We start from the raw sequence: 21,661 nt of genomic DNA on the forward strand, positions 1-21,661 counted from the left end.
CAACCGGCATGTCCAATACGATTTACGTACATATAGATACAACCAGCAATGCCGTCTTGACCCGTGGGCTTGCCCCCCAAGATTTCAACAAGAGCATTGTGCATCAGCCCAAGAATCTGCTTTTGCTTGATCCTTCCAGCGACTTTGGTGAATTTGATGGTCATACCGGACTCAAAGTGATTCGCGGCATTGAACAGGTGCAACTCTTCTTTCAACAATTGAATAAAGGCCGGGTATCTGAGGAAATGAAATGGATCGATTTCAACGATTTTGACATGTTGAAAGAACTCACACCCTTGGAGATCTCAGAACTGTTATATTTTGGTCATATGAAAACCCATTTGCACTCACCGTTTTTTTATAAGTTGCAAAACAACTTTGTCTTTTTTGATTTGAAAGACGAACGTTCCCGCGTGTACTACCGCTATTTGGATGAATATTACCGCATTTTAGGCGATCGGATCACCCGCATGGTCCTCGAAAAAATCAATGACCGCCTCTCTTTTTTTAAAAAACCTGTTTCTGTCGAAAAATTAGATTTCAACCTGCTGAAAGAACTGCGCAGCGTGATGCAAGAAGGCGTCTTATTTTGCTTGAGCCAAGAGCAATTGATCGACAAAACTTTTACGATCCCGATTTACTTGATGGAAGACTCTGGCTTGAAAAGCAGCCAAGTCAACAAAAGTTCCCTCGACCAAATTGCTGTCTTGCGCTACTATGCCAATCAGAAGAAATGGACATTAGATATCGATCAAGAAGATTTGGCTTTTGGCTTTATGGACAAAAACATGTCATGACCCGCATCTGCGGTGCTATGACATGTTTTTTTTATCTTTCGGCATCAGTCATTTCGGGGCTGTTTTATGATCCATTTCTAAACGTATGCGGCGTTTGTTTTTGAAAATCAAAAAACCTCTAGCAAATGATTCCTGCTAGAGGCGATTGATCTGTTTGCACCTTTGGGGCGCTTAGATCGATAATTTTGATTCAAACAATGGACTAACAGGTTTGTTCTCATGGATCCGTTTGATTGCTTCACCCATCAAAGCACCAACACTGATTTCATCGATTTTGTCTGATTTGCGGTCTTCTGGCAAATAGATTGAATCGGTCACAACCAAATGTTCGATCGCAGAATCTTCGATGCGTTGCAAGGCTGGTCCTGACAATACGGGGTGGGTACAAGAGGCATAGACACTTTTAGCACCGGCTTGTTTCAAAGCATTCGCTGCTAATGTGATCGTACCGGCTGTATCGATCATATCATCGATCAAGACACACGTTTTGCCTTCCACATGACCAATAATGTTCATGACTTCCGCCACATTGGCTTTTGGCCGACGTTTGTCAATGATTGCAATTGGTGATTTAAGAAATTCTGCCAATTTGCGCGCGCGGGTCACGCCGCCATGGTCTGGTGAAACAACGACTACGTCATCGCCTTGAATGCCGCGTTCTAAAAAGTAGTTGGCGATCAAAGGTGCACCCATCAAATGATCGACTGGCATATCGAAAAATCCTTGGATCTGAGAAGCATGCAAGTCAAGCGTCACCATCCGGTCGGCACCTGCTTTTTCAATCATATTTGCTACAAGTTTTGCTGTGATTGGTTCTCTTGAACGTGCTTTTCGGTCTTGTCTAGCATAGCCGTAATAAGGCATGACCACATTGATTGTCTTGGCACTTGCGCGTTTCAGTGCGTCGATCATGATCAACAATTCCATTAAGTTATCATTGACAGGACTGCTGGTTGACTGGATCACATAGACATGTGAGCCGCGAATACTTTCTTCAATATTCACTTGGATTTCGCCATCGCTGAACTGTTTTACGGAACACTTCCCTAATTCGACACCTACTGCAGCTGCGATTTTTTCCGCCAAAGGACGATTTGAATTCAGAGAAAAAATCTTCAATCTTGGATCAAAATAATGATTTGACATGAGAACCTCCACTTTCTTTACGTGTAACTAATAAAAAATGACGACTATTTACTAGAATCTTCTTCCTAATAAATAGTAGTCATTTTTTTCAAATAAATCAAGTCATTTCGCTATTTCTCATTTAGATAAGGCAGTTTTTTTGCGTAATCCGCTTTATTTTCTTGACGGGCACGGGCAATCGCCATACTATGCTTGGGAATATCTTGTGTGATCGTCGAACCAGCTGCAATCATCGTTTCTTCTGCAATCGTCAGAGGAGCCACTAAATTTGAACCTGATCCGATGAAACTATTGTCGCCGACTGTCGTTTTAAATTTGTTTTTGCCATCATAATTGACAAAGACAACGCCACAACCGACATTGATGTTCTTGCCTAATGTAGCATCACCGACATAAGTCAAATGCCCCACTTTGGTGCCTTCACCGATCGTCGCATTTTTGACTTCCACGAAGTTGCCGACATGGGCCGCTTCCATGATTTCAGCTTTCGGACGCAAATGGGCATTCGGGCCGACATCAGCTTTGGCATGGACAATACTTTCTTCCACTACGGATGCTTTGATGGTGACATTGTTGCCGATTTGACTGTCAATGATTTGCGAAGAGGCTGTGATGACGCAGTCCTCACCAATCGTTGTTTGCCCTTTGATAACAACACCTGCTTCAATCAATGTGTCCGATCCGATAACGACACCTTCATCGATATAGGTCGCAGCGGGATCGATCAATGTCACGCCATTACGCATATGGGCTTGATTGATTCGCGCCCGCATCAAACGGTTGGCTTCAGCCAATGCCAAACGATCATTGACACCCAGCGACTCATTGAAATCTTCTGTTTGATAAGCAGCAATGATTTTGCCGTCTTCTTTTAAAATTTCGATGATATCTGTTAAGTAATATTCCCCTTGGGCATTGTCTGTGTCTAATTTTGACAAGGCATCAAAGAGCAATTCATTGTCAAAACAATAGGTGCCGGTATTGATTTCTTTGACCAATGCTTCTTCGGTGGACGCATCTTTTTGTTCTACGATTTTCTCTACGATTCCCACATGGTCTCGGATAATACGTCCATAACCGGTTGGATCTTCCGCATGAGCGGTCAAGATCGTCACTGATGCGTTCTTGCCTTGGTGGTAATCAAACAGGTTATTCAATGTTTCTGTCGTTAATAGGGGTGTATCACCGCTGATGACGAGGGTCGTGCCTTTCTTACCTTTCAAAAACGCTTCTGCTTGGACAACAGCATGACCTGTACCCAGTTGTTCCGCTTGTAAGGCATATTCGGTGCGCTCGCCTAATTGTTCTTTGACCATTTCCGCCCCATGACCCACGATCGTGACAATCTGTGCAGGTTCTGTTTCAGTGACGCGATTCATGATATGTTCGACCATTGGTTTCCCGCAGACTGGATGTAAGACTTTGTATAACTTAGATTTCATTCGGGTGCCTTTACCAGCTGCTAAAATAATTGCATAACGTGCTTCCACGTATTCCACTCCTATCGATTGGGACATAAAAAGTCCTTTGGTTTATCCTACAATTAGTTTAGCCCAAGTGGTTGTAAATTTCAACGGTAAGCGTCACCTACACCTAGACCAATTCACAAAAACACCTTGTACGCATACGAGACATCTGCGGACAAGGTGCGTTCTTTATTCTGCTTTTTTCGTAAAATAATTGCCTGGTACGACCGAAATCGTTTTGGTTTGGGTATCGACATCTTCGACATACAGCAATGAACTGTAATCAGTGATCGCCCGTTTGCCTTTGAACTTGGTTTCAGCAAAGACAGTGATCCCAACAAGCTCTGCTTCGAATTCTTCAATCAAACTCTTCATGCCGTTGACCGTACCGCCGCCTTTCATGAAGTCATCGACGACCAATACACGAGACCCCCGCTTCAAACTACGTTTGGATAGCTCCATTTTTTCGATCCGCTCTGAAGAACCAGATACATAGTTCACGCTGACGGTAGAGCCTTCCGTGATTTTAGAGTCTCGACGAACGATCACAAATGGTACATTCAGATAATAAGATACCGCTTGTGCGATCGGTACTCCTTTGGTGGCAACCGTCATCACGGCATCGATTTTTTCGCCAAGGTATTTTGAAGCAATGATCCGCCCAACTTGGCGAAGCAATTCTGGTTCACCCAGCAAATCTGAAAGATAAACATAGCCGCCTGGCAATAAGCGGTCTTGTTCGGACAGGCGCTCAGCCAATCCTTCGACATAGGCATAGGCTTCTTCTTCTGAGATTTCAGGCACAAAAAAAACGCCGCCTGCTGCGCCAGGTACCGTATCTAATAGGCCTGTGCCCCGCTCTTTGAAAGTCTTTTTGATAATCGATAGATCTTCACTGATGGATGATTTTGCAGATGCATAACGTTTAGAAAAAAAAGACAATGAAATCAATTCATGGGGATGATTCAATAAATAGTGGGTCATGTCGATCAGACGTTCACTGCGACGTATTTTCACACCGGACAACTCCTTTGGTTTATTCGCTTTATTATAAGGCTTTTACGAAATAAATGCGAGCATTATCTCAAAATAAGTTTGAAATGTTCGGCTTTAATTAGAAAACAAAAAAAAGAAACGTGGATTCTTCGTTTCTTTTTCATAAAGCGGTTTATTTGAGTCGTTGTTTCCGTTGTATCACGATGACCACACGCTTGATCAAATTGATCAATAAAAAGAGACCAATAAAGACCAATGTAATCGTTGCTCCTGGCGGTGTATCCAAATAAAATGAGCTTGTCAATCCAGTCATCATGCCCACCATACCAATCACAACACTGATCAAGATCACCGCATTGAAGCTTTTGCCCAAGCGCATACTGATCGCTGCCGGCAGTACCATGATTGCTGAAATCAACAACGCGCCGGCGATTGGGATCATCATTGCGATCGCAACACCCGTCAAGACATTGAACAGCATCGACATCAAGCGGATCGGCAAGCCATCGACATGGGCTGTATCTTCATCAAAAGTCAAAATATACATCGGCCGTTTGAATAAAAAGAACAATGCAAAGACAATCAAGAACAAAAAGCCTAAAATCCACACTTGGTCATGGGTGATCGTCACGATCGACCCAAATAAGTAGGATTGGATGCTCGTAGCAGAATTGCCGCCACTCAGGTTCATCAAGACCAATGCAAGGGCTAAGCCTCCTGACATCAAGATAGCAATCGATATCTCAGAATAACTGCGGTAAAGCGTGCGCAAATATTCAAGAATGATCGCTGCGATCACCACAATCAGCAATGTGGTGAGATTCGGATTCAAATTCAGGAAAAACCCTAAAGCAACACCAGCTAAAGAGACATGAGACAGCGTATCGGCCATTAAGGACTGGCGACGGATCACAAGAAAGACCCCTAACATAGGAGCAATCCCTGCAATAAAAATTGCCGCTAGAAATGCCCGTCTCATGAATTCATATGAAAGCAGCGCCATGGTGAATCCTCCTTTCGCACTAAGCGGATCTGACGATCTGCATATTCTTTGATATCTTCATGGTCATGGGTGATCATTAAAATCGATTTGCCATGATCGTGGGCATTGTGCCGCAGCAACTCATAAAACAAATTCCGCGACTGTTCATCCATCCCTGTCGTTGGCTCATCCAAAATAAAGAGATCCGGGTCTGTGGCAAAGATCCGCGCCAAGCTGATCCGTTGCTTCTGACCGCCGGATAGTTCACCGATTCGTTTGTTGCGCATATCCCACATACCAACTGCATCCAAGGCCCGGCGGACATGTTCGTGGTCGCGTTTGGTCAAACGCTTGAACCAACGACCCTTAGGGTAGCGGCCGGATTGAACTAGTTCCAAGACCGTGCTTGGGAAACCAACATTGAAAGACGCAATCTGCTGGGGAATGTACGCAACGCTCAATTTTTCACCTGCCGCATTTTGACTAGCTACTGTGACCTGCCCTTTTGAGGGTTTCAGCAAGCCTAATGTCGCCTTGATCAGCGTTGATTTGGCTGCACCATTTTCTCCAGTCAAAATCACGAACTCGCCATCTTCGACAAAGTAGGAAATATCTTCTAATACAGGTTCATCATCATAATAAAAGGTTAAGTCTTTTACATCGATATAACGCACGGAGCGCCTCCTTATTTGATACTTTTTTGTAGGGCTGATAAATTGTCTTCCATTACAGTGATATAGGTTTCCCCATTGTCCATTTGTTCTTGTGTCAAGCTTTCCAATGGGTTCAAGACAGCCAATTCAACCCCTGTTTCATTGGCTAGGGTTTCGGCGACTTTAGAAGATGCATTTTCTTCAAAGTAAATCACACTGACCTGATTGGCATCAACATACGTTTTTAATTCAGCCAAGCGGCTCGGCGTCGGCTCTTGATCTGGCGAGATTCCAGAGATCGATGCCTCCACCAAATCGTACTGACGTGCCAAGTAACCAAATGCAGCATGCTGGGTCACGAATGTCCGTTGGGTCGTCGCTTCAAAAGCTTGGCTGTAGGCTTGATCTAAGGCTTCAAGCTGTTTGATATATCCAGCGGCATTCTCTGTGAATTGCGCCTTTTGTTCAGGATATGCGTTTGATAATTGGTCACGGATCGTTTCTACTTCTTGGATGGCCAACACAGGATCCGTCCACACATGCGGATCTAAATCGTGGTCATGATCCGTCTCGTCATGATCATGGTCATGGTCTTCGTCACTTTCTGCCAACTCGATTTCTTGTGCAGCTTCAATGATTGTGGTCTGCTCTGTATCGATGGTATCTGTGAGACTCGATACCCATGTCTCTAAGGATGGACTATTGTAGACAAAAGCATCTGCTTCCATGATCTTGGCCATATCTTTGGCACTGGGTTCGAAATCATGCGGTTCCGTTCCTGCTGGAATCAACAAGGATACCTCTCCTGCGTCACCAACTACTTCTTTAGTAAACTCATACATTGGATAAAACGTCGTCACGATCGACAATGCTGTGTCATCAGCTGAATCAGTCCCAGTATCCTGACCACTGCTGCAGGCCCCTAGTAGCAAACTGCTTAAAAGCAGTACGGTTGCGGCGATTGCTTTTTTCATTGATTTCTCCTTTACTCCTCTAAAAACCGAAAGTATCTATACAAAACGGACTTGTTCCGTTTTATCAGCAACAGATACTGTACCAAATGTTTGCAACTTCGTCAAGACAAACCGTACGTTTTCCGATTTACAGATAAAATCTAACACTAAATCGGAAAACATTCGTATTGTCATTCATATGTGTCCATAAAAGACAAAAAGCACAAGTTCAGCACTTGTCCTTTTGTCGTCGGCTATTTCAATGTTCGAACCAAGTAGACCTCATCGCAAAACCCTTTTAATCCATTGTAGACCCGTTGTGCTCGAGAATATTTTTGACAAAGGGCAAAGACTGTTGGTCCACTCCCCGACATCAAGGCAGTATCTGCACCATACTTCAGCATCCGATCTTTGATTTGCTGGACGATCGGATACTTAGGAATCGTGATTGCCTCTAAACTATTCCCCATGGCAGCCAGCATTGCAGCATAATCTTCCGCCAAAACTGCCTCAGATAGTGCAGCGATGTCCGGATGATGCAGTTGATCTAAAGCCACTTGTTGAAAGATTTTACTTGTTGAGACACTTAAGCGAGGTTTCACCAGTACGACCCAGCATTGCGGCATCGGCTTTAACGGTGTGACCACTTCCCCTTTTCCAGCAATGTGGGCAGTTGTACCATATAAACAATAGGGTACATCGGTCCCCACTTCCATGCCAATCTCAATCAGTTCCTCCATGGAGATCTGCAAATCCCATAAACGGACCATCCCCCGCAATGCGGCGGCGCAATCGGTACTACCACCACCTAAGCCTGCTGCAACAGGGATATTCTTAGTGATTTTGATTTTGATGCCTTTGGTGATCCCAAATCGCTTTTTGATCAGACTCGCCGCCTGATAGACGTTATTGCGCTTATCCACTGGTAAGAAGGCTTTATTGGTTTCGATAATGATTTTGTCTTCAGCCAACTCTTCCAATATCAGACGGTCAGCTAGATCAACACTGGACATCACCATCTCTAATTCATGATACCCATCTGCTCTTTTGTCTACGACATCAAGACCGAGGTTGATCTTAGCGGGCGCTTTTTCAATAATCTCCATCTTCATTCATCCAATCATCTGCTAGTTATTTAGTTCTATCATAGCAGATTCTGTAAAGATAGTTGAGTGATTTCTCTTGTTTTCTGTGATACTGACCTTTTGGTTGCCCTTTCCTTTCGTTCCTCGTAAAATAGAAGTAGCGTCTGAGAACCAATCATTCATTCCACACAAGAAAGCGAGGGAACATTATGGCAAACTTGATTCCAAAAGATTTTACAGGCGGCGAAGAATTACTCGGAAAATTAATGAATAGTTTTTGGCAAGAACGGCAGATGAATACCGATATCAAAGAATACGAGGATCAATATCTCGTGAAAGCAGACCTGCCTGGTATCAAAAAAGAAAATATCCGCGTCAGCTACGTCAACAATACCTTGACCATCTCGGCAACACAAACGGATGAACTGGAAGAAAAAGATGACTTAGGTCATTATTTACGCAAGGAACGCTCCAGCAGCGCGTATCAACGGACCTTCACAATAACGGATATCGATGACGCATCGATCAAAGCCAAATTTGAAGACGGTGTGCTGACATTGACACTGCCAAAAGCGAGTTACAAAGATGCGCCCGCGAAAAATATTCCAATCGACTAACAAAAAACCTGTTTCGAAGGTTTGCACGCAGTAAGCATTGCAAACCTTTTGAAACAGGTTTTCATTATTTATCCCGTATTATTTCGTCTTTTGTCGACGGTAGACCTGTCTAGAAGTAACGGATTCTTCTTGGCTCGCCGCTTTTTTGATATACAACTTCAAGCTGTATGGCTCGTGGTATTTGACATTATTTTTGACGAAGTCCCCGCCAGTAATGAATAACCCAACAGGCGTTAAGGTGTTCTCTTCCTGCCATTGGATCGTGCCAATGGGGGTCATCTCACCATAACTCGTGCCGATCTGCAGTGTATAACGATCATTGGTGCGTTTTTTGATGAAATAATAAGGGTACAATGTATTCTTAGGAATCGTAAAGCCATTTTTCAACGGTTGCAAACGCAGTTCATCGCGACTAATCAAGGTTTGCAAATAATCAGCCAAAATCAATTGATAATCTTCCTCAAAGTCGATTTGGACTTTTTCAGTTTGCAAGTGATCGATCTGTGTTGTCTGAATGCCTTCGCTTTCGATATTGAAGACTTCATCTGGCAATACTTTGACGAATACTTGTGTCACATCGCCTTTCATATTTTTATCCAAGAAATAATACACAATATTTAAGACCCAGAAGTAGACCAGAATCAAAAAGCCAATACTATACAACGTCGCTTGGACATAATTCTGATTTGAGAATAATCCATAGATGATACGTAAAATATACGCAGTTGGGATAATGCTCAGTATCGTATAGGCCCGATTCAAATACTTCGGGCTAATATCCAAATAGCCCAAAAATTTGTGGATGCCATTGATCATATCTAATAAAAGTGTCATTTCTTCACCTACTCATCCTGGTTTTCATCGGTCACGACTTGTGGATCCACGGTAGTTTCTTCACTGGAAGCAGGCGTTTGCTGCTTCTCTTCACTGGCTTGTGAGGTGTCCGCTTCACTAGAAGGTGTCGTACTCGTATCCGTTGTCACGCTGGTGGTTTCTTCCGTCACACCTTGATCAACCGACGATGTTGGCTCTTCTTGCTCCATCGACTGCGTACTGCTTGTCGGCTGCGTATTTGGGTTATCTGTTTCTTGATTCACTGAAGACTGTGTTGACACAGGCACTGACTGATCAGTCGTTTCGTTTGTTTGGGTGGCCGTACTTGGATGACGATAACTTTGAGAATTGACGACGCCCGTTGCCGTGGCGATAATCGTTGAAATCGTCAATAAAGCAATCGGTTTTAAAATTGGCGGAACTTTGCGCATGAATCTCATCCTTTTCTTTCTCAATTTGCTGCACATTTGGAGTGAAAAATTGCACCGCTTATTTTCTTTATAATCGTTTCTTTCATAAGGGTCAAGGTTTCTTGGCAACAATTGCCTTGATTTAAAAAAAAGCTAAACTTGCATCCGCTTGCAACAAAAAACGACTGTCTTAGCAGCCGTCAAACGAGATAAGGATAGATTTTCTCATACACTGTTTGCAGTGTTTCGTGATACTGTCTGATCAAGGTATCGACCGACAGGACTTCTTCGTATTCGATGGGTGCAGTCAACTGGATCACAACCTGCTGGCCATCAAGGTAGTAGGAACTGAATACCTCATCGTCCGTGGATTCCTCCAATTGATTACTCAATTCTTCATAAAATTTTTCGACAATGGGTTCGCATACTTCCATCATAACTGGCCGTAATGCGGCTTCCATAGCTGAAAAAGGCTGCTGGAGCAATTGATTGCCGCTCTTGGTTTGGTAGACATTCACCAATTGCAGATACAACAGATCGATATAGTCTGCTTCTTCACCGATTGCTTCTAACTGATCGATTGCCTCAGCAATCAGCACGGTACATAATTGGTCAACCACTGCGTGCATGTCCGCATCGACTCTTTCAAAACGTTCTTGCGGGATGCGACTCATTTCATTCCCCATAAAATCTAGTGTGACTTTCTCCACACACAATGGCGATTCTGCGATATATAGCTTGATGACAGCCATGTGAGACACCTCTTTCTTCGGATGTTCATTCCTTCCAGTCTGACAAACAAATCATTTGTCAGCGAAGGAAATCTACGTTAGCATAAATAGTAACAGGTGAACAACGTGTTCATCAAATCATAAGGAGGAAATCATATGAGTAAAGTTGCAGTGATCGTCACCGATTTAGTTGAAGATATTGAATTAACAGCGCCTAAGGAAGCTTTAGAAACTGCGGGCCACGATGTCGTCGTCATCAGTAATGAAGGCACTTCTCAAGTAACCGGCAAACAAGGCGGCACATTTGCGGTCGATACCACCATCGATGCCATCGATCCCGATCAATTCGATGCATTGCTGATTCCGGGCGGCTTCTCTCCAGATCAGCTGCGCACGGACGACCGTTATGTTGATTTGACCAAAGCCTTTATCACCTCAGATCGTCCGGTATTTGCTATTTGTCATGGCCCTCAGCTGTTTATTCAAACTGGACTGACAGATAAACTGACACTGACTGCCTATGATTCAGTGCGGCCTGACTTGGCGTATGCTGGTGCTACTGTCAAAGATGAACCTGTCGTGATCGACGAAACCTACCGAGTGATCACAAGTCGGAATCCCGATGATATTCCGGCGTTCAATCAAGCAATCGTAGACGCTTTGGCATAACAACCTGACTACTCGCGTTCTCACAGACTGCAAAAAAAAGCAGCCGCTGATTTTGATCAGTCGGCTGCTTTTTAGTCATTTTGGGGCAATTCAAACCCATCAAAGGTTTCCCCATCATAATACTTCAATAGTTCTTCCGTCGTTAACAAAGAAGAGGTCATCTCTTCTGTATGCTCGGTCCGTTCTCTTAACTGCGCCGCATAGGCTGCATAAGATTCTGCCAATTGACGATAGACTGCTTGTCGCGAAGGACCTTGTGCCTGCAGTGTCGGTAATTCACGAATAAAGGCCTGATAGACCGGTCGATCATCTACCCATTCAACTGGCAGTTCAATGACTTGCAGCTGTGCTTCTTCAAACCATCTGTCCATACGTATCCCTCATTTCACTCTCTATTATCAGCTAGACCGCTTAAAAGTCAACCTTGGATAAAAGAAACCACTGATTTGCTTTATAGAAGAAGCAAATCAGTGGTTGTCATGTGTTTATGCTGCCACATAGGCGTACTTTTCAATATTTTGGCGAATCAACCCAATAATTTCTTCATCGGTCAATCCTGTGACTTCTGCAATCACCTCTGACAATTCTTTTTCTGCCAATAGTTCTTGCAATTGACGACTTTGTTCATCCTCTGGATCATGATAATTAAAGATCATGCCAATCGTTTCATAGAGATGATCAGGTTGGACATTTCTTTTTTCCAATTCCAATACTGGTCGGATGAAGCGTTCTTCGGTCCCTAATTTTCGGACAGGTGTCCGTGCCACCCGTGTAATGGCATCAGAAATATATTTATTTTTGAAGCGTTGGATGATTTTTTCGATATACCGTTCGTGTTCCTCTGGATCAAAAGCCCACTTTTCAATCAATAGCTGTCCTGTTTCTTCTAAGACCGATTTTAATTGGATCACGACCAAATGGTCCTTCATTGCTTCATCGATCGTCTGATAGCCTTGTAGTGCCCCTGTATAGGCAACCGTTGCGTGACCAGTATTGACACTAAACAATTTCCGCTCAATATACGGTTCTAGATCTGCGACATAATGAACACCTGATAAATGAATGTTGGATTTCATCCCTGTTTCTTGGATCACCCATTCACTAAAAGGTTCCACTTGGACGAACAACGGATCGTCATGCTGTTGCATTGGCACGATTCGATCGACCGCGGCATCTGGAAAGCCAACTATTGCTTCAATCTCTGACCATGAAGTCAGATGCTTTTGGACTTCACTTTTCAGATATGTTGATCCGCCAATCATATTTTCACACGCAATCACATCGATTGGTTGTTTCTTTTGGCCTTGTGCCCGTGCTTCCAAGCCTTGAGCAATCAAGCCAGCGATCCGCGGCAAAATATTGGGGCCTATTGCCGTCGTCACAATATCTGCTTCGCTGATGGCTTGGATCACTGCCTCAGGTTCTTTGGCATTATTCAGCCCGGTCACATGATCGATCTGGATTTGTTCGTGGCTTTCATCCGCCAACTCTATCGTATAGCTTTTTCGTGTTTTCAAGGCATCAATGATCGTATCGTTGACATCAATAAACGTGATCTCAAATTCATTGTTGGCTAATATTTCGCCGATAAATCCACGGCCAATATTGCCAGCACCGAAATGGACTGCTTTCATTCTTGTTCCCCCTCTTATGCAACTGTTAAACTTTTGGCAATCTCTTCTTTGTCCAGTGCATCGGCTAGCTCGACCACATTGTCGATATCACTGCAAAACAGGGCAATCTGTTGGACCAATTGTAAATGGTCTTCGCCTTTGCCAGCGATGCCGAAAAGAACGGTGACGATTTTTTCTTCTTCCGCTGTTCCAAAGTTCACGCCGTCTGGTACTTGTACGATACAGATTCCCGATTCTTTGACATATTTCTTTGCTTCATCGGTCCCATGGGGAATCGCAATAAAGTTTCCCATATAGACAGACAGCATTTCATCTCTGACGACCATTGCATCAACGTATTCCGGTTCAACGCATCCAGCAGCCAATAATTTTTCTCCACAATAGCGAATGGCTTCTTCTTTTGTGGCAAATTGTTTGTTGAGTTCAATCATTTCTTTTTGTAATTCCTTCATAGCGCACACCCTCCTATACGGTTTCTTTCAATGAAGAAACGATTCGTTGATAATTGGTATTGCCCATCAAACTATTGACCGAAAAGTGAACGGCTTCTGGAGCAGTATCTTTGGCTTGTTGGGTCAATGATTCTTTGGTGATGACCAACGACGTCGCATTCGCGTGCAGGTCATTGATATGACTCTTCCTGATTGGCACGGCCAATGATTCTTTGGTCAATAAATCTTGAACGACTTTCTTCGCCATTGTTGCCGATCCTTTGCGGTCATCATGGGCCAAAATGATTTCGCTGACATGCTTCAGCGCATGTGCGGGCAGCTGTTCTTCTGGGCGAAGCGTTTCAGACTTTTTTTCAGGTGTACCACCATTGCCTGAAAGGCTAGCAACAATTTCATCATAGCGAGGTGAATTCAAAAAGTTTTCCACTGCGACAAAGGTAGCATGCGGTGCCTTTTGTTTTGCTCGTTCTTGTAATTCCTCTTGGGTCACGATCAATGCGTTGGCATCATCTTGCAAATTATTGATTGCTGCATTGGTGACTTGTTGTGCTAAGCCCGCTTCTTTCACTTTCTTCCGTAAAATCGATGCGCCCATGGCACTTGACCCCATCCCTGCATCACAGGCAAAGACGATCCGGTTGATACCACTGACTGGTTGAACAGCAATCCCTTTTGAACTAAGTTTCGCAGCTTGTGTTTGTTGTACTTGTTCTTCAAAGTTATCCACCGTATTTTTGGCATCGGCTTTCAAAATCGCTGCGGCAATCACAAATGATACCCCAGCACCAACCGCGATCCCAGCTAATACGGAAACCACACTCATCACTGAATTAAATGGCGTCATCGCCATGATTGCAATGATTGATCCTGGTGAAGCTGGTGCCCGCAAACCAGCACCTAACAATTGGAAAGTGAAGCTGCCAGAAACCCCACCGGCAATGACTGCTAAGAACATAATTGGTTTCATCATTACGTATGGGAAATAAATTTCGTGGATCCCACCGATAAAGTGAATAATGATCGCACCCGGCGCTGAAGATTTTGCAGCACCTTTGCCAAATAATGTGAAGGCAAGCAAGACACCCAAACCAGGTCCAGGGTTTGCTTCTAATAAATAAAGAATCGATTTACCGAACTCACTGACTTGTTCAGTACCAAGCGGTGTCAAAATACCGTGGTTGATTGCATTATTCAAAAACAGAATTTTTGCTGGTTCTATAAAAACATTAGCTAGCGGAATCAAATGTGCATTGACGATCACTTCTACGCCAGAAGCCATCGCTTCAGTCAACGTGTTCACGACTGGTCCAATCGCAACGAATCCGATTAAGGCTAAAGCAAAACCGATCAATCCTGCTGAGAAGTTGTTGACCAGCATTTCAAAACCAGCACGAATCTTGTCTTGGAACATCTCATCAAATTTCTTGATTACCCAACCGCCTAGAGGCCCCATGATCATGGCACCTAACAGCATTGGGATATCTGTTCCGACAATCACACCCATTGTCGCAATAGCACCAACGACTGCTCCGCGATCACCAGCGATCACTTTACCGCCAGTATAACCAATCAAAATCGGAATCAAATACGTCAACATCGGGCTGACCATCGTTGCAAAAGATTCATTTGGTAAATAACCATCTGGAATAAATAATGCCGTTAACACACCCCATGCAATCAATGCGCCGATATTCGGCATCACCATACTTGACAACGTACTCCCTAACTTTTGAACTTTGGCTTTCAGTGAAGATTTATTTGCTACTTGTGCTTGTTCCATTTTCCTAACTCCCTTCGTTTTCTTGACACCCTCATTGTAGGCGCTTACGCAATTCTCCGAAAGTCGCACTTTGGCACAAAAAGTTGTGCCAAATATGTTCAACAAAAAAAAGCCCAGCAAGACATCCTTGCTAGGCTTTCATCAAATATGGTCATTCCTCATCTAATAAAATTTGCTGAATCTGTTGTGGCGTTACAGCATCACTCAGTAAACGGACATTTTGGATATCTGAGCAAAAAAAGGCAATCTCCTGTAAAAAAGACAGTTGCTTTTCTTTCAGGACCACCACAAACAAAATCGTAGCAATCTTGGCTTCTGCTGTGGTACCAAAATCTACACCATCAGGTACTTGGAATAAAAAGACGCCTTCGTCAATGATCCATTGCTGTGCTTGTTCTTCTGCATGGGGCAGTGCGACAAAATTGCCGATATAGACACCATACTGCTGCTGTCTACGCAATAAACTATCCACATAGGGTTCGGCAACAATCTGCTGTTGTACCAAATAGGTGCCAATTTTCTTTAAAGCCATTTCTGCATTGGCAAATTGCTGGTTGACCATGATGCGTTCGATTGGGATATACACACGGGATTCCTCCTATTGTTTCACTTCTTCAATCAAAAGAGACGATAACAGTTGATAAATGATGGGTTCATTGCCGGAGTTGAATATCTCGGTATTCAAATCATTCATAATAATCGATCCGCTGATTTTGCCAAGCATTTGACTACTGATCTCATTGATTGGATACGGTGCAAGCATCACCAATAACCGCGTAACGGTGATTTCTTTTTTGTCCATCGCAAACAGCTGCAACGGTTGCTGCAAATCAAAGATCCGAAACACCGGTGCGACAATGGCCGAACTCGAGGCATGGAATAACGCAACATGCGTATTGGGTATACCTACCGGTGCTTGCAGATACCGCTTTAACAATTTTCTAGCTACCTTTTGGGCATCCGCAATCAACGTATGCTCAAAGCGTGCCATCACTTCCGTAAGGGTTTGTTCCAAGTCTAGACTGTTATCAATCGTTTCTACGCGAAACAAAGCCAAGAAGGTATTGATTGCGTCAATAAAAGCCAATACTTCTTCATAGCTCTCGCTTTTATTGACTGGCGCGGGTGTTTTATGGGCCGATCGTTTCTGTTGACTGATTTCCTGAAAGGCCGTTTTGAGTTTTTGGATATCTTCATCTAATAAAATCGGTGAAACCAACTGATAATTCCCTTGATAACCAGGCAGCAGCGAAGTAGAAATAATCAAATCATAGTGTTCCTCGATTTTTTCCCGTTGCACATCTCCTACGCGAAAGAACGTGATCTGGTTGATAAAAGGAAAATGTTTCCGAAGCTGCATCTCCAATAAACTGATCGACGCTAAACCGCTAGGTGAAACCCCGGCAATGTTGACTTCTAACACTTTTGGATTTTTTTCTAGAGAATTGGCGAAATGCAAAACCATATAAGCAATTTCTTCTTCAGAAAATTGCTGTTGCGGAAAGATATAGGGCAAATTACTGCGAATGGCAGCCGCGATCTCCACATATTGATTCATGATTTTTTCTAAAATCGGATTGTTCAATTGATGTTCTTCTAAAATTGCCCGCGTCATCACCCCAGAGATATGGGTCAATAACATTTTATATAAATTGGTATCTTCATAAAACGCAGCCTCGGTTTGCTCACTGACGCCTTCAATCAAACGTTTGACCCGATAGGCCAAATCAGTATCAAAATTTTCATCAAAAAAATCTTTGTCGAATGAATTGGCAAAGTCACCCAATAAGACTGCAAAAAAGACGATTTCATTGATAGAATAAAGTAATTTGGTCTGTTCAGCCACTTTGCCGAAGACTTGCTTGGCGGACTGTAAGAGCCCTTTATTCAACTGGCTGGGATACGTTTCTTCTTCAACTGCATGACCCTGTTCGACACGATCCATGGCCAATGCCAGCATCAAGATAATAAACGCCAATTTACGGTCGCTAAGTTCTGTAAACTTAGGCTCGATCATCTCACGCACCAAACGTTGTGCCAACAATAAGTGGTGACGAGAAATAAATTGAAACACAGACCGTTCTTGCTCCTGCGCTTCTGGCAAGTGAAAAAATTGGTATTCATTGATCTCCATCACCATCGTATTCGCAGTTACCAAGCGGCGATATTTTTCAGACCCTTGGATTGCATAGCCTTGATTGCGGACGATGCGCAAAGGCAAACGTGCCAAACTTTCTTCCAATTGCTTGATATCAGCAAAAAAAGTGGTATTGCTGATCTGGTAGGTAGCCAATAGATCGTGCATGGATACCGGCTCGTTTGCCATCGTCAGTTGCAACAGAATATGGTGTTGGCGTTCGTTGGCAGCAAATTCTTGACCCGTATCAGTCATGATTGCTTCTTGTAATTGACGGAATCCTTGTTCTGAGGCCGTGATCTGATACGCACCCCGGCCTCTTTTTTCCAATGCTGCATCTACACGCTCTAAAGAACTTTCCAAATGAGCCAGTTCTCGATAAAGTGTCCGTTTACTGACTTTTAAGATTTGCATCATGCGATCCAACGATACTGGTCCCGTACTATTCATTAGTTCAGTTAATAAAATCGTTTCGCGTTTGGTTAAGAACATGGTCGACTCCTTCTGTCAGCAACTGACGATATTGTTCAATATGCAATAAATCTTTGACCACAAAAAGCGCTGCCCCTTCAGTATCCACTATTTTAGCTAATGCTTCTGAAACAATATAAATCGTATCTCTGGAAAAAGACACCTCTGTCAATGATGCTTTACTGATTGCAACTGATAACCCTTCTTCAGAAGCCATTTTTTTGACTAATTCGACAGCCATTGTTTGTGATCCTCGCACCGTTCCCTGATATAAAAAAACCAGTGCATGAACTGTAGGCTGCGTGGGTCTTTCCGCGATCGATTCTTCTTGTGGACGTGCTGCTTTGATTTGGTGGATCAATTGATCATACTCCGTTGCGTCTAAAAAATTGTCCACGTGAAAATGTTGGGCAGACGGTGCTTGCTTTAGGGCAATGGCCGCCATTTCTTTTTGCGTAACCAATAAGATATTTCCTTGATCGGCGACACGATAAATCGATTCATAGCGCACAGGCATTGCCAGCTGGGCTGCTTGCAATTGTCGCGTCAATATACTTGCACCGATTGCACTAGATCCCATACCTGCATCGCAAGCAACGATGATTTCTGCCATTTGATCCAATTTTGACATATGTTTTCCCTCATATTCTTGATTGATTCTTTTTAACACAATACTTGCTATGGCAAATGAAACAACCATACTTATAAAGATGCCTACAAGGATAGCCGCCAGCTTAGACAAAGGTGCATTGGCCATGATAATGAGTAATGATCCAGGAGATGCCGGCGCTTTGAGACCTGCGCCAAACACCTGAAAAACCAGTGTCCCGCTGATTCCTCCCATGATCGGTGCCAGAAATAGCGCTGGATGAAGCAACACAAAGGGAAAGTAGACTTCATGGATACCGCCTACGACCTGAATCACCAGTGCAGTGGCTGCATTGGTACGTGACTGTTTTGCGCCTAACCAGCAGTATGCTGCCAAAACACCCATCCCCGGACCAGGATTGGTTTCAATCAAAAACAAAAGTGAACTGCCATGGGCAGCTGTGTCTTCGATCCCTAATGGTGTCAACAAGCCATGATTGAGGACATTATTAAAAAAGAAAACCTTCATTGGTTCCAGAATCAAATGGATACCGGCAATGGCATTTTTACGTACAAAAAAATCTACGACTTGATCCATGACCTGACTAACGTCATCAAACAAGGGGGCCAGTATAAAAAAGCTGATGATAAAAAGTACGCCGCCAACCATCCCCACCGAGAGATTCCCGATAATCATTTCATAACCAGTGCGTATTTTATCCTTTATCAGCAAATCCAGGTGTTTGATCAACCAACCAGCGCTTGGTCCAAGAGCCATCGCGCCAAATACTTGCGGTGCATCTGTCATCAAAATCAAGCCAAAGACTGCAATGACAGCAGCGATGCCACCGCGACCGCGATACTGAAGTTCTCCTCCAGTATAGGCAACCATCATTGGCAGGACCAATTGGAAAATGCCTTTTTTTGCTTGGTCGATCAATGACGGTTCAACGCTTAGCTGTGACAAAACAAAGGAAATGAGCATCCAAGCAATAAAAATACTCAAATTGGGCATTATCATCCTAGAAAGGTAATTTGTATAAAATTTAAGCGTATCCATTCTTTCTCTTGTTAAAAATGCGCGTTTTATCATGTATTGTACCTTTCTCTCCACCTTCACACTGCGTGTCTATTGTGTACACAAGCTTTCATCCTGTCTTATGCAAGAATAGTATAAGACACTAAAAAAGCTGACGTCAAACGCCAGCTTTTTTTTTATCCCATTTTGTTTAGTTTACACGAACTGCAAAATCAGGTGAATAGTATGAGTAACTACTGATTGAGACCGTTTGACCTGTTGTTGGTGCATGGATATATTGTCCATTCCCCATAGCAATCGCTACATGGTGGGTACTGCCGCGGCTGCCCCAGAATAACAAGTCACCTGCTTTGGCTTCATTGATTGAAATAACAGTACCTGCATATTCTTGCGTGTACGTCACACGAGGCAATGAAATGCCTACTTTCGCAAAAACATATTGCGTGAATCCCGAACAGTCAAAACCACTCGGTGTTGTGCCACCCCATAGATAAGGCGTACCGATGTATTTTTGTGCTTCCGCGATGATGGCTGCCCCATCTACTGATTGTGCAGGTGTAGACGTATTTTCGGAACCTGTAGTAGACTCGGATGTATTGTTTGATGAATCCGTATTTGTTGATTCTTGGCTGTTTGTTGGATTGCTGGTACTGCTTTGTGTTGTATCAGTATTGCTGTTGTTACTTGTTGATTGGCTCGTTGATGAATCTGAATTTGCCGATTCTTCTGTCGTGCTGCTCGCTGTAGTCGCTTCTGTGCTTTGCGCTGCAGCAGCCTCAGCAGCTTCTGCTTCTTGCTGCGCTTGGGCTTCGGCCGCCTCTTTGGCAGCAGCTTCTTCTGCAGCAATCCGTGCTTGTTCAGCTTCATACTCAGATTTTTGTTTCTCTAAGTCAGCTTTTTCATCTTCTTTGTTGGCTTGTTGTAAAGCCAAGTCTGCTTGTAACACATTCAACGCAGCTTGCTTGGTTTGCAAGTCGCTTAATTGTGTCTCTAATTCAAATTGATTGGATTCAATCGTTTTTAATTTTTCGTCATTTTCAGCTTTTTTGTTTTCAACAGCTTCTTGATCGGCTTTTTGCTGCTCCACCAAGTCATTATTGGCATTGACGATCGTCGTCATCGCTTGGACACGACCAATTGCGTCCGTCAGAGAATCTGCCTCTAGAACCGCATCGATGAATGAAGAACTTTTGCCGTTGACTTGGACGTCTCTGGCTTGTTCTTGAATCGCCGCTTCGCGTTTTTCGATCCGTACTTTTAAATCAGCAATTTCTTGTTTTAATTGTTCAGAATCGTTGCGTAGATCCGTTTGTTGTTGCAACAAGCTTTGGGCTTTCTCATTGATTGCAGCCACTTCACTTTCAAGGGCAGTGACCTGTGTTTGTGTACTTGCTTGTTGGTCTTTCAAATCAGTGATTTCTTGATTTTTTTGTTCAATTTTATTGTCATAATCAGTTGCTGAAACAATTGTCGGTGCGGCAATTGATGTAAGAACGATCGAACTTACTAATAATGCTGACAAAATACGTTTTTTCACGCTTCATTCCTCCGGCTGACATGCTCTCAATGTGTTGTTTTTATGTATAATTACTTAAGAATATCTAAAGATATTTGAACTAAACTGATTGTACCATAGCCGCATGTCAGATTGATAAAAGAATTATTACAAAAACATTTCAATTAACGGAGATTCAAGGCAAAAAAATGAAGCTATTCTTCTTTGAATAGCTTCATGAATGGGATTACTAAAATGAAAAATAAGATCATATTCAACAATAGCGTCGGCGCTAAAAATCGCGATACAAAAAAGGATGTATTGACTGATGCGATCTTGAACAAAAGCTGAATACTAAGCGTGACGATTTCTAAACTGGTCACAAAAATGATCATACCAAAAAACATAGTGAAAATATTTTGATAAATTGTTTTGTCCAGTACATACATAATCCAAACAATCAATGGAAACGCTACAGTATAGATACCGATCAACCCTATATAATATAGATCATACAGTCCACCAATGATCAATGCTGTCGGAATCAAGAAATTCCTTGGCAAATATCGCGCCCCGCATAATAAAGCAATCAGCAATACATGGGCACTTGCAATATAGTTGTCCTGCGTCCATTTTTCTAACAAACGGGTCAACTGTCCATCGACTAGCATCATGACAAATAAGAAAATAGCAGAAATATATTTGATATAGTCATGTTTTTTCATA

Annotated in this window: 22 protein-coding genes; 3 read left to right on the top strand and 19 right to left on the bottom strand. The window is 43.1% G+C overall.

Annotation, left to right across the window (positions count from 1 at the left end):
• Positions 1 to 8: 8 nt before the first annotated feature.
• Positions 9 to 797 carry a hypothetical protein gene (locus A5886_RS15415; RefSeq protein WP_086275921.1) on the top strand — a complete coding sequence of 263 codons (789 nt, stop codon included), beginning with the start codon at positions 9 to 11 and terminating at the stop codon, positions 795 to 797.
• A gap of 171 nt (positions 798 to 968) precedes the next feature.
• On the opposite strand, the gene A5886_RS15420 is transcribed toward A5886_RS15415, so the two are convergent.
• The 7 genes from A5886_RS15420 to ispE form a co-directional block, all read right to left on the bottom strand.
• Positions 969 to 1,943, bottom strand: a complete 975-nt coding sequence (locus tag A5886_RS15420) for a ribose-phosphate diphosphokinase (protein WP_086275922.1) — start codon at positions 1,941 to 1,943, stop codon at positions 969 to 971.
• A gap of 110 nt (positions 1,944 to 2,053) precedes the next feature.
• Positions 2,054 to 3,433, bottom strand: coding sequence for a bifunctional UDP-N-acetylglucosamine diphosphorylase/glucosamine-1-phosphate N-acetyltransferase GlmU (gene glmU, locus A5886_RS15425; protein ID WP_086275923.1), 1,380 nt, complete (start codon positions 3,431 to 3,433; stop codon positions 2,054 to 2,056).
• Positions 3,434 to 3,598: 165 nt separating this feature from the next.
• On the bottom strand, positions 3,599 to 4,426 hold the full coding sequence (purR, locus tag A5886_RS15430) for a pur operon repressor (protein ID WP_086275924.1): 828 nt from the start codon (positions 4,424 to 4,426) through the stop codon (positions 3,599 to 3,601).
• A 151-nt stretch (positions 4,427 to 4,577) separates the two neighbouring features.
• Positions 4,578 to 5,408, bottom strand: coding sequence for a metal ABC transporter permease (locus A5886_RS15435; protein WP_086275925.1), 831 nt, complete (start codon positions 5,406 to 5,408; stop codon positions 4,578 to 4,580).
• Positions 5,381 to 6,061 carry a metal ABC transporter ATP-binding protein gene (locus A5886_RS15440; protein WP_086275926.1) on the bottom strand — a complete coding sequence of 227 codons (681 nt, stop codon included), beginning with the start codon at positions 6,059 to 6,061 and terminating at the stop codon, positions 5,381 to 5,383. Before A5886_RS15440 ends, A5886_RS15435 begins: the two co-directional genes overlap by 28 nt.
• An 11-nt stretch (positions 6,062 to 6,072) precedes the next feature.
• Positions 6,073 to 7,014: a metal ABC transporter substrate-binding protein gene (locus tag A5886_RS15445; RefSeq protein ID WP_086275927.1), complete on the bottom strand. Its 942-nt coding sequence runs from the start codon at positions 7,012 to 7,014 to the stop codon at positions 6,073 to 6,075.
• Between the two features lie 233 nt (positions 7,015 to 7,247).
• Positions 7,248 to 8,099, bottom strand: a complete 852-nt coding sequence (gene ispE, locus A5886_RS15450) for a 4-(cytidine 5'-diphospho)-2-C-methyl-D-erythritol kinase (protein WP_086275928.1) — start codon at positions 8,097 to 8,099, stop codon at positions 7,248 to 7,250.
• Positions 8,100 to 8,287: 188 nt separating this feature from the next.
• Between ispE and A5886_RS15455 the strand changes: the two genes are divergently transcribed.
• The gene (locus A5886_RS15455) at positions 8,288 to 8,695 is read left to right on the top strand and encodes an Hsp20/alpha crystallin family protein (RefSeq protein WP_086275929.1); all 408 of its coding nucleotides are present in this window, start codon (positions 8,288 to 8,290) and stop codon (positions 8,693 to 8,695) included.
• A 78-nt stretch (positions 8,696 to 8,773) separates the two neighbouring features.
• On the opposite strand, the gene A5886_RS15460 is transcribed toward A5886_RS15455, so the two are convergent.
• From A5886_RS15460 to A5886_RS15470, 3 genes are all read right to left on the bottom strand, one after another.
• Positions 8,774 to 9,529, bottom strand: coding sequence for a DUF6681 family protein (locus tag A5886_RS15460; protein ID WP_086275930.1), 756 nt, complete (start codon positions 9,527 to 9,529; stop codon positions 8,774 to 8,776).
• Between the two features lie 8 nt (positions 9,530 to 9,537).
• Positions 9,538 to 9,960, bottom strand: coding sequence for a hypothetical protein (locus A5886_RS15465; protein WP_086275931.1), 423 nt, complete (start codon positions 9,958 to 9,960; stop codon positions 9,538 to 9,540).
• Positions 9,961 to 10,139: 179 nt separating this feature from the next.
• Positions 10,140 to 10,691 carry a hypothetical protein gene (locus tag A5886_RS15470; protein ID WP_086275932.1) on the bottom strand — a complete coding sequence of 184 codons (552 nt, stop codon included), beginning with the start codon at positions 10,689 to 10,691 and terminating at the stop codon, positions 10,140 to 10,142.
• Between the two features lie 135 nt (positions 10,692 to 10,826).
• Between A5886_RS15470 and A5886_RS15475 the strand changes: the two genes are divergently transcribed.
• Positions 10,827 to 11,339 (top strand): type 1 glutamine amidotransferase domain-containing protein, encoded by a 513-nt coding sequence (locus A5886_RS15475; RefSeq protein WP_086275933.1) that lies wholly within the window; start codon positions 10,827 to 10,829, stop codon positions 11,337 to 11,339.
• Between the two features lie 71 nt (positions 11,340 to 11,410).
• Here the strand turns inward: A5886_RS15475 and A5886_RS15480 are convergent, their stop codons facing one another.
• From A5886_RS15480 to mreD, 9 genes are all read right to left on the bottom strand, one after another.
• Complete coding sequence (locus A5886_RS15480; RefSeq protein ID WP_086275934.1) at positions 11,411 to 11,710, bottom strand: hypothetical protein; 300 nt, start codon at positions 11,708 to 11,710, stop codon at positions 11,411 to 11,413.
• Positions 11,711 to 11,824: 114 nt separating this feature from the next.
• Complete coding sequence (locus A5886_RS15485) at positions 11,825 to 12,973, bottom strand: mannitol-1-phosphate 5-dehydrogenase (RefSeq protein WP_086275935.1); 1,149 nt, start codon at positions 12,971 to 12,973, stop codon at positions 11,825 to 11,827.
• A 14-nt stretch (positions 12,974 to 12,987) separates the two neighbouring features.
• Positions 12,988 to 13,425, bottom strand: coding sequence for a PTS mannitol transporter subunit IIA (locus A5886_RS15490; RefSeq protein WP_086275936.1), 438 nt, complete (start codon positions 13,423 to 13,425; stop codon positions 12,988 to 12,990).
• A 13-nt stretch (positions 13,426 to 13,438) separates the two neighbouring features.
• Positions 13,439 to 15,205, bottom strand: a complete 1,767-nt coding sequence (locus tag A5886_RS15495; RefSeq protein ID WP_086275937.1) for a PTS mannitol transporter subunit IIBC — start codon at positions 15,203 to 15,205, stop codon at positions 13,439 to 13,441.
• A gap of 151 nt (positions 15,206 to 15,356) precedes the next feature.
• Positions 15,357 to 15,791: a PTS mannitol transporter subunit IIA gene (locus A5886_RS15500; RefSeq protein ID WP_086275938.1), complete on the bottom strand. Its 435-nt coding sequence runs from the start codon at positions 15,789 to 15,791 to the stop codon at positions 15,357 to 15,359.
• 12 nt (positions 15,792 to 15,803) lie between these two features.
• Positions 15,804 to 17,834, bottom strand: a complete 2,031-nt coding sequence (locus A5886_RS15505) for a BglG family transcription antiterminator (protein WP_086275939.1) — start codon at positions 17,832 to 17,834, stop codon at positions 15,804 to 15,806.
• Positions 17,797 to 19,416 carry a PTS sugar transporter subunit IIBC family protein gene (locus A5886_RS15510; protein ID WP_256926244.1) on the bottom strand — a complete coding sequence of 540 codons (1,620 nt, stop codon included), beginning with the start codon at positions 19,414 to 19,416 and terminating at the stop codon, positions 17,797 to 17,799. Before A5886_RS15510 ends, A5886_RS15505 begins: the two co-directional genes overlap by 38 nt.
• A gap of 214 nt (positions 19,417 to 19,630) precedes the next feature.
• Positions 19,631 to 20,977 (bottom strand): C40 family peptidase, encoded by a 1,347-nt coding sequence (locus A5886_RS15515; RefSeq protein WP_086275941.1) that lies wholly within the window; start codon positions 20,975 to 20,977, stop codon positions 19,631 to 19,633.
• A gap of 173 nt (positions 20,978 to 21,150) precedes the next feature.
• Positions 21,151 to 21,660 carry a rod shape-determining protein MreD gene (gene mreD, locus A5886_RS15520; protein ID WP_086275942.1) on the bottom strand — a complete coding sequence of 170 codons (510 nt, stop codon included), beginning with the start codon at positions 21,658 to 21,660 and terminating at the stop codon, positions 21,151 to 21,153.
• Position 21,661: the final 1 nt, after the last annotated feature.

Source organism: Candidatus Enterococcus testudinis, assembly GCF_002140915.1.
Taxonomy (GTDB): domain Bacteria; phylum Bacillota; class Bacilli; order Lactobacillales; family Enterococcaceae; genus Enterococcus_D; species Enterococcus_D testudinis.

Bases quoted from the DNA above. Each gene is read 5' to 3' on its own strand.
- A5886_RS15490 (WP_086275936.1), bottom strand. From the start codon at position 13,425: ATGAAGGAATTACAAAAAGAAATGATTGAACTCAACAAACAATTTGCC.
- A5886_RS15495 (WP_086275937.1), bottom strand. From the start codon at position 15,205: ATGGAACAAGCACAAGTAGCAAATAAATCTTCACTGAAAGCCAAAGTT.
- A5886_RS15445 (WP_086275927.1), bottom strand. From the start codon at position 7,014: ATGAAAAAAGCAATCGCCGCAACCGTACTGCTTTTAAGCAGTTTGCTA.
- A5886_RS15435 (WP_086275925.1), bottom strand. From the start codon at position 5,408: ATGGCGCTGCTTTCATATGAATTCATGAGACGGGCATTTCTAGCGGCA.
- A5886_RS15480 (WP_086275934.1), bottom strand. From the start codon at position 11,710: ATGGACAGATGGTTTGAAGAAGCACAGCTGCAAGTCATTGAACTGCCA.
- ispE (WP_086275928.1), bottom strand. From the start codon at position 8,099: ATGGAGATTATTGAAAAAGCGCCCGCTAAGATCAACCTCGGTCTTGAT.
- A5886_RS15475 (WP_086275933.1), top strand. From the start codon at position 10,827: ATGAGTAAAGTTGCAGTGATCGTCACCGATTTAGTTGAAGATATTGAA.
- mreD (WP_086275942.1), bottom strand. From the start codon at position 21,660: ATGAAAAAACATGACTATATCAAATATATTTCTGCTATTTTCTTATTT.
- A5886_RS15485 (WP_086275935.1), bottom strand. From the start codon at position 12,973: ATGAAAGCAGTCCATTTCGGTGCTGGCAATATTGGCCGTGGATTTATC.
- A5886_RS15455 (WP_086275929.1), top strand. From the start codon at position 8,288: ATGGCAAACTTGATTCCAAAAGATTTTACAGGCGGCGAAGAATTACTC.
- A5886_RS15510 (WP_256926244.1), bottom strand. From the start codon at position 19,416: ATGCCCAATTTGAGTATTTTTATTGCTTGGATGCTCATTTCCTTTGTT.
- A5886_RS15420 (WP_086275922.1), bottom strand. From the start codon at position 1,943: ATGTCAAATCATTATTTTGATCCAAGATTGAAGATTTTTTCTCTGAAT.
- A5886_RS15505 (WP_086275939.1), bottom strand. From the start codon at position 17,834: ATGTTCTTAACCAAACGCGAAACGATTTTATTAACTGAACTAATGAAT.
- A5886_RS15460 (WP_086275930.1), bottom strand. From the start codon at position 9,529: ATGACACTTTTATTAGATATGATCAATGGCATCCACAAATTTTTGGGC.
- A5886_RS15465 (WP_086275931.1), bottom strand. From the start codon at position 9,960: ATGCGCAAAGTTCCGCCAATTTTAAAACCGATTGCTTTATTGACGATT.
- A5886_RS15415 (WP_086275921.1), top strand. From the start codon at position 9: ATGTCCAATACGATTTACGTACATATAGATACAACCAGCAATGCCGTC.
- A5886_RS15470 (WP_086275932.1), bottom strand. From the start codon at position 10,691: ATGGCTGTCATCAAGCTATATATCGCAGAATCGCCATTGTGTGTGGAG.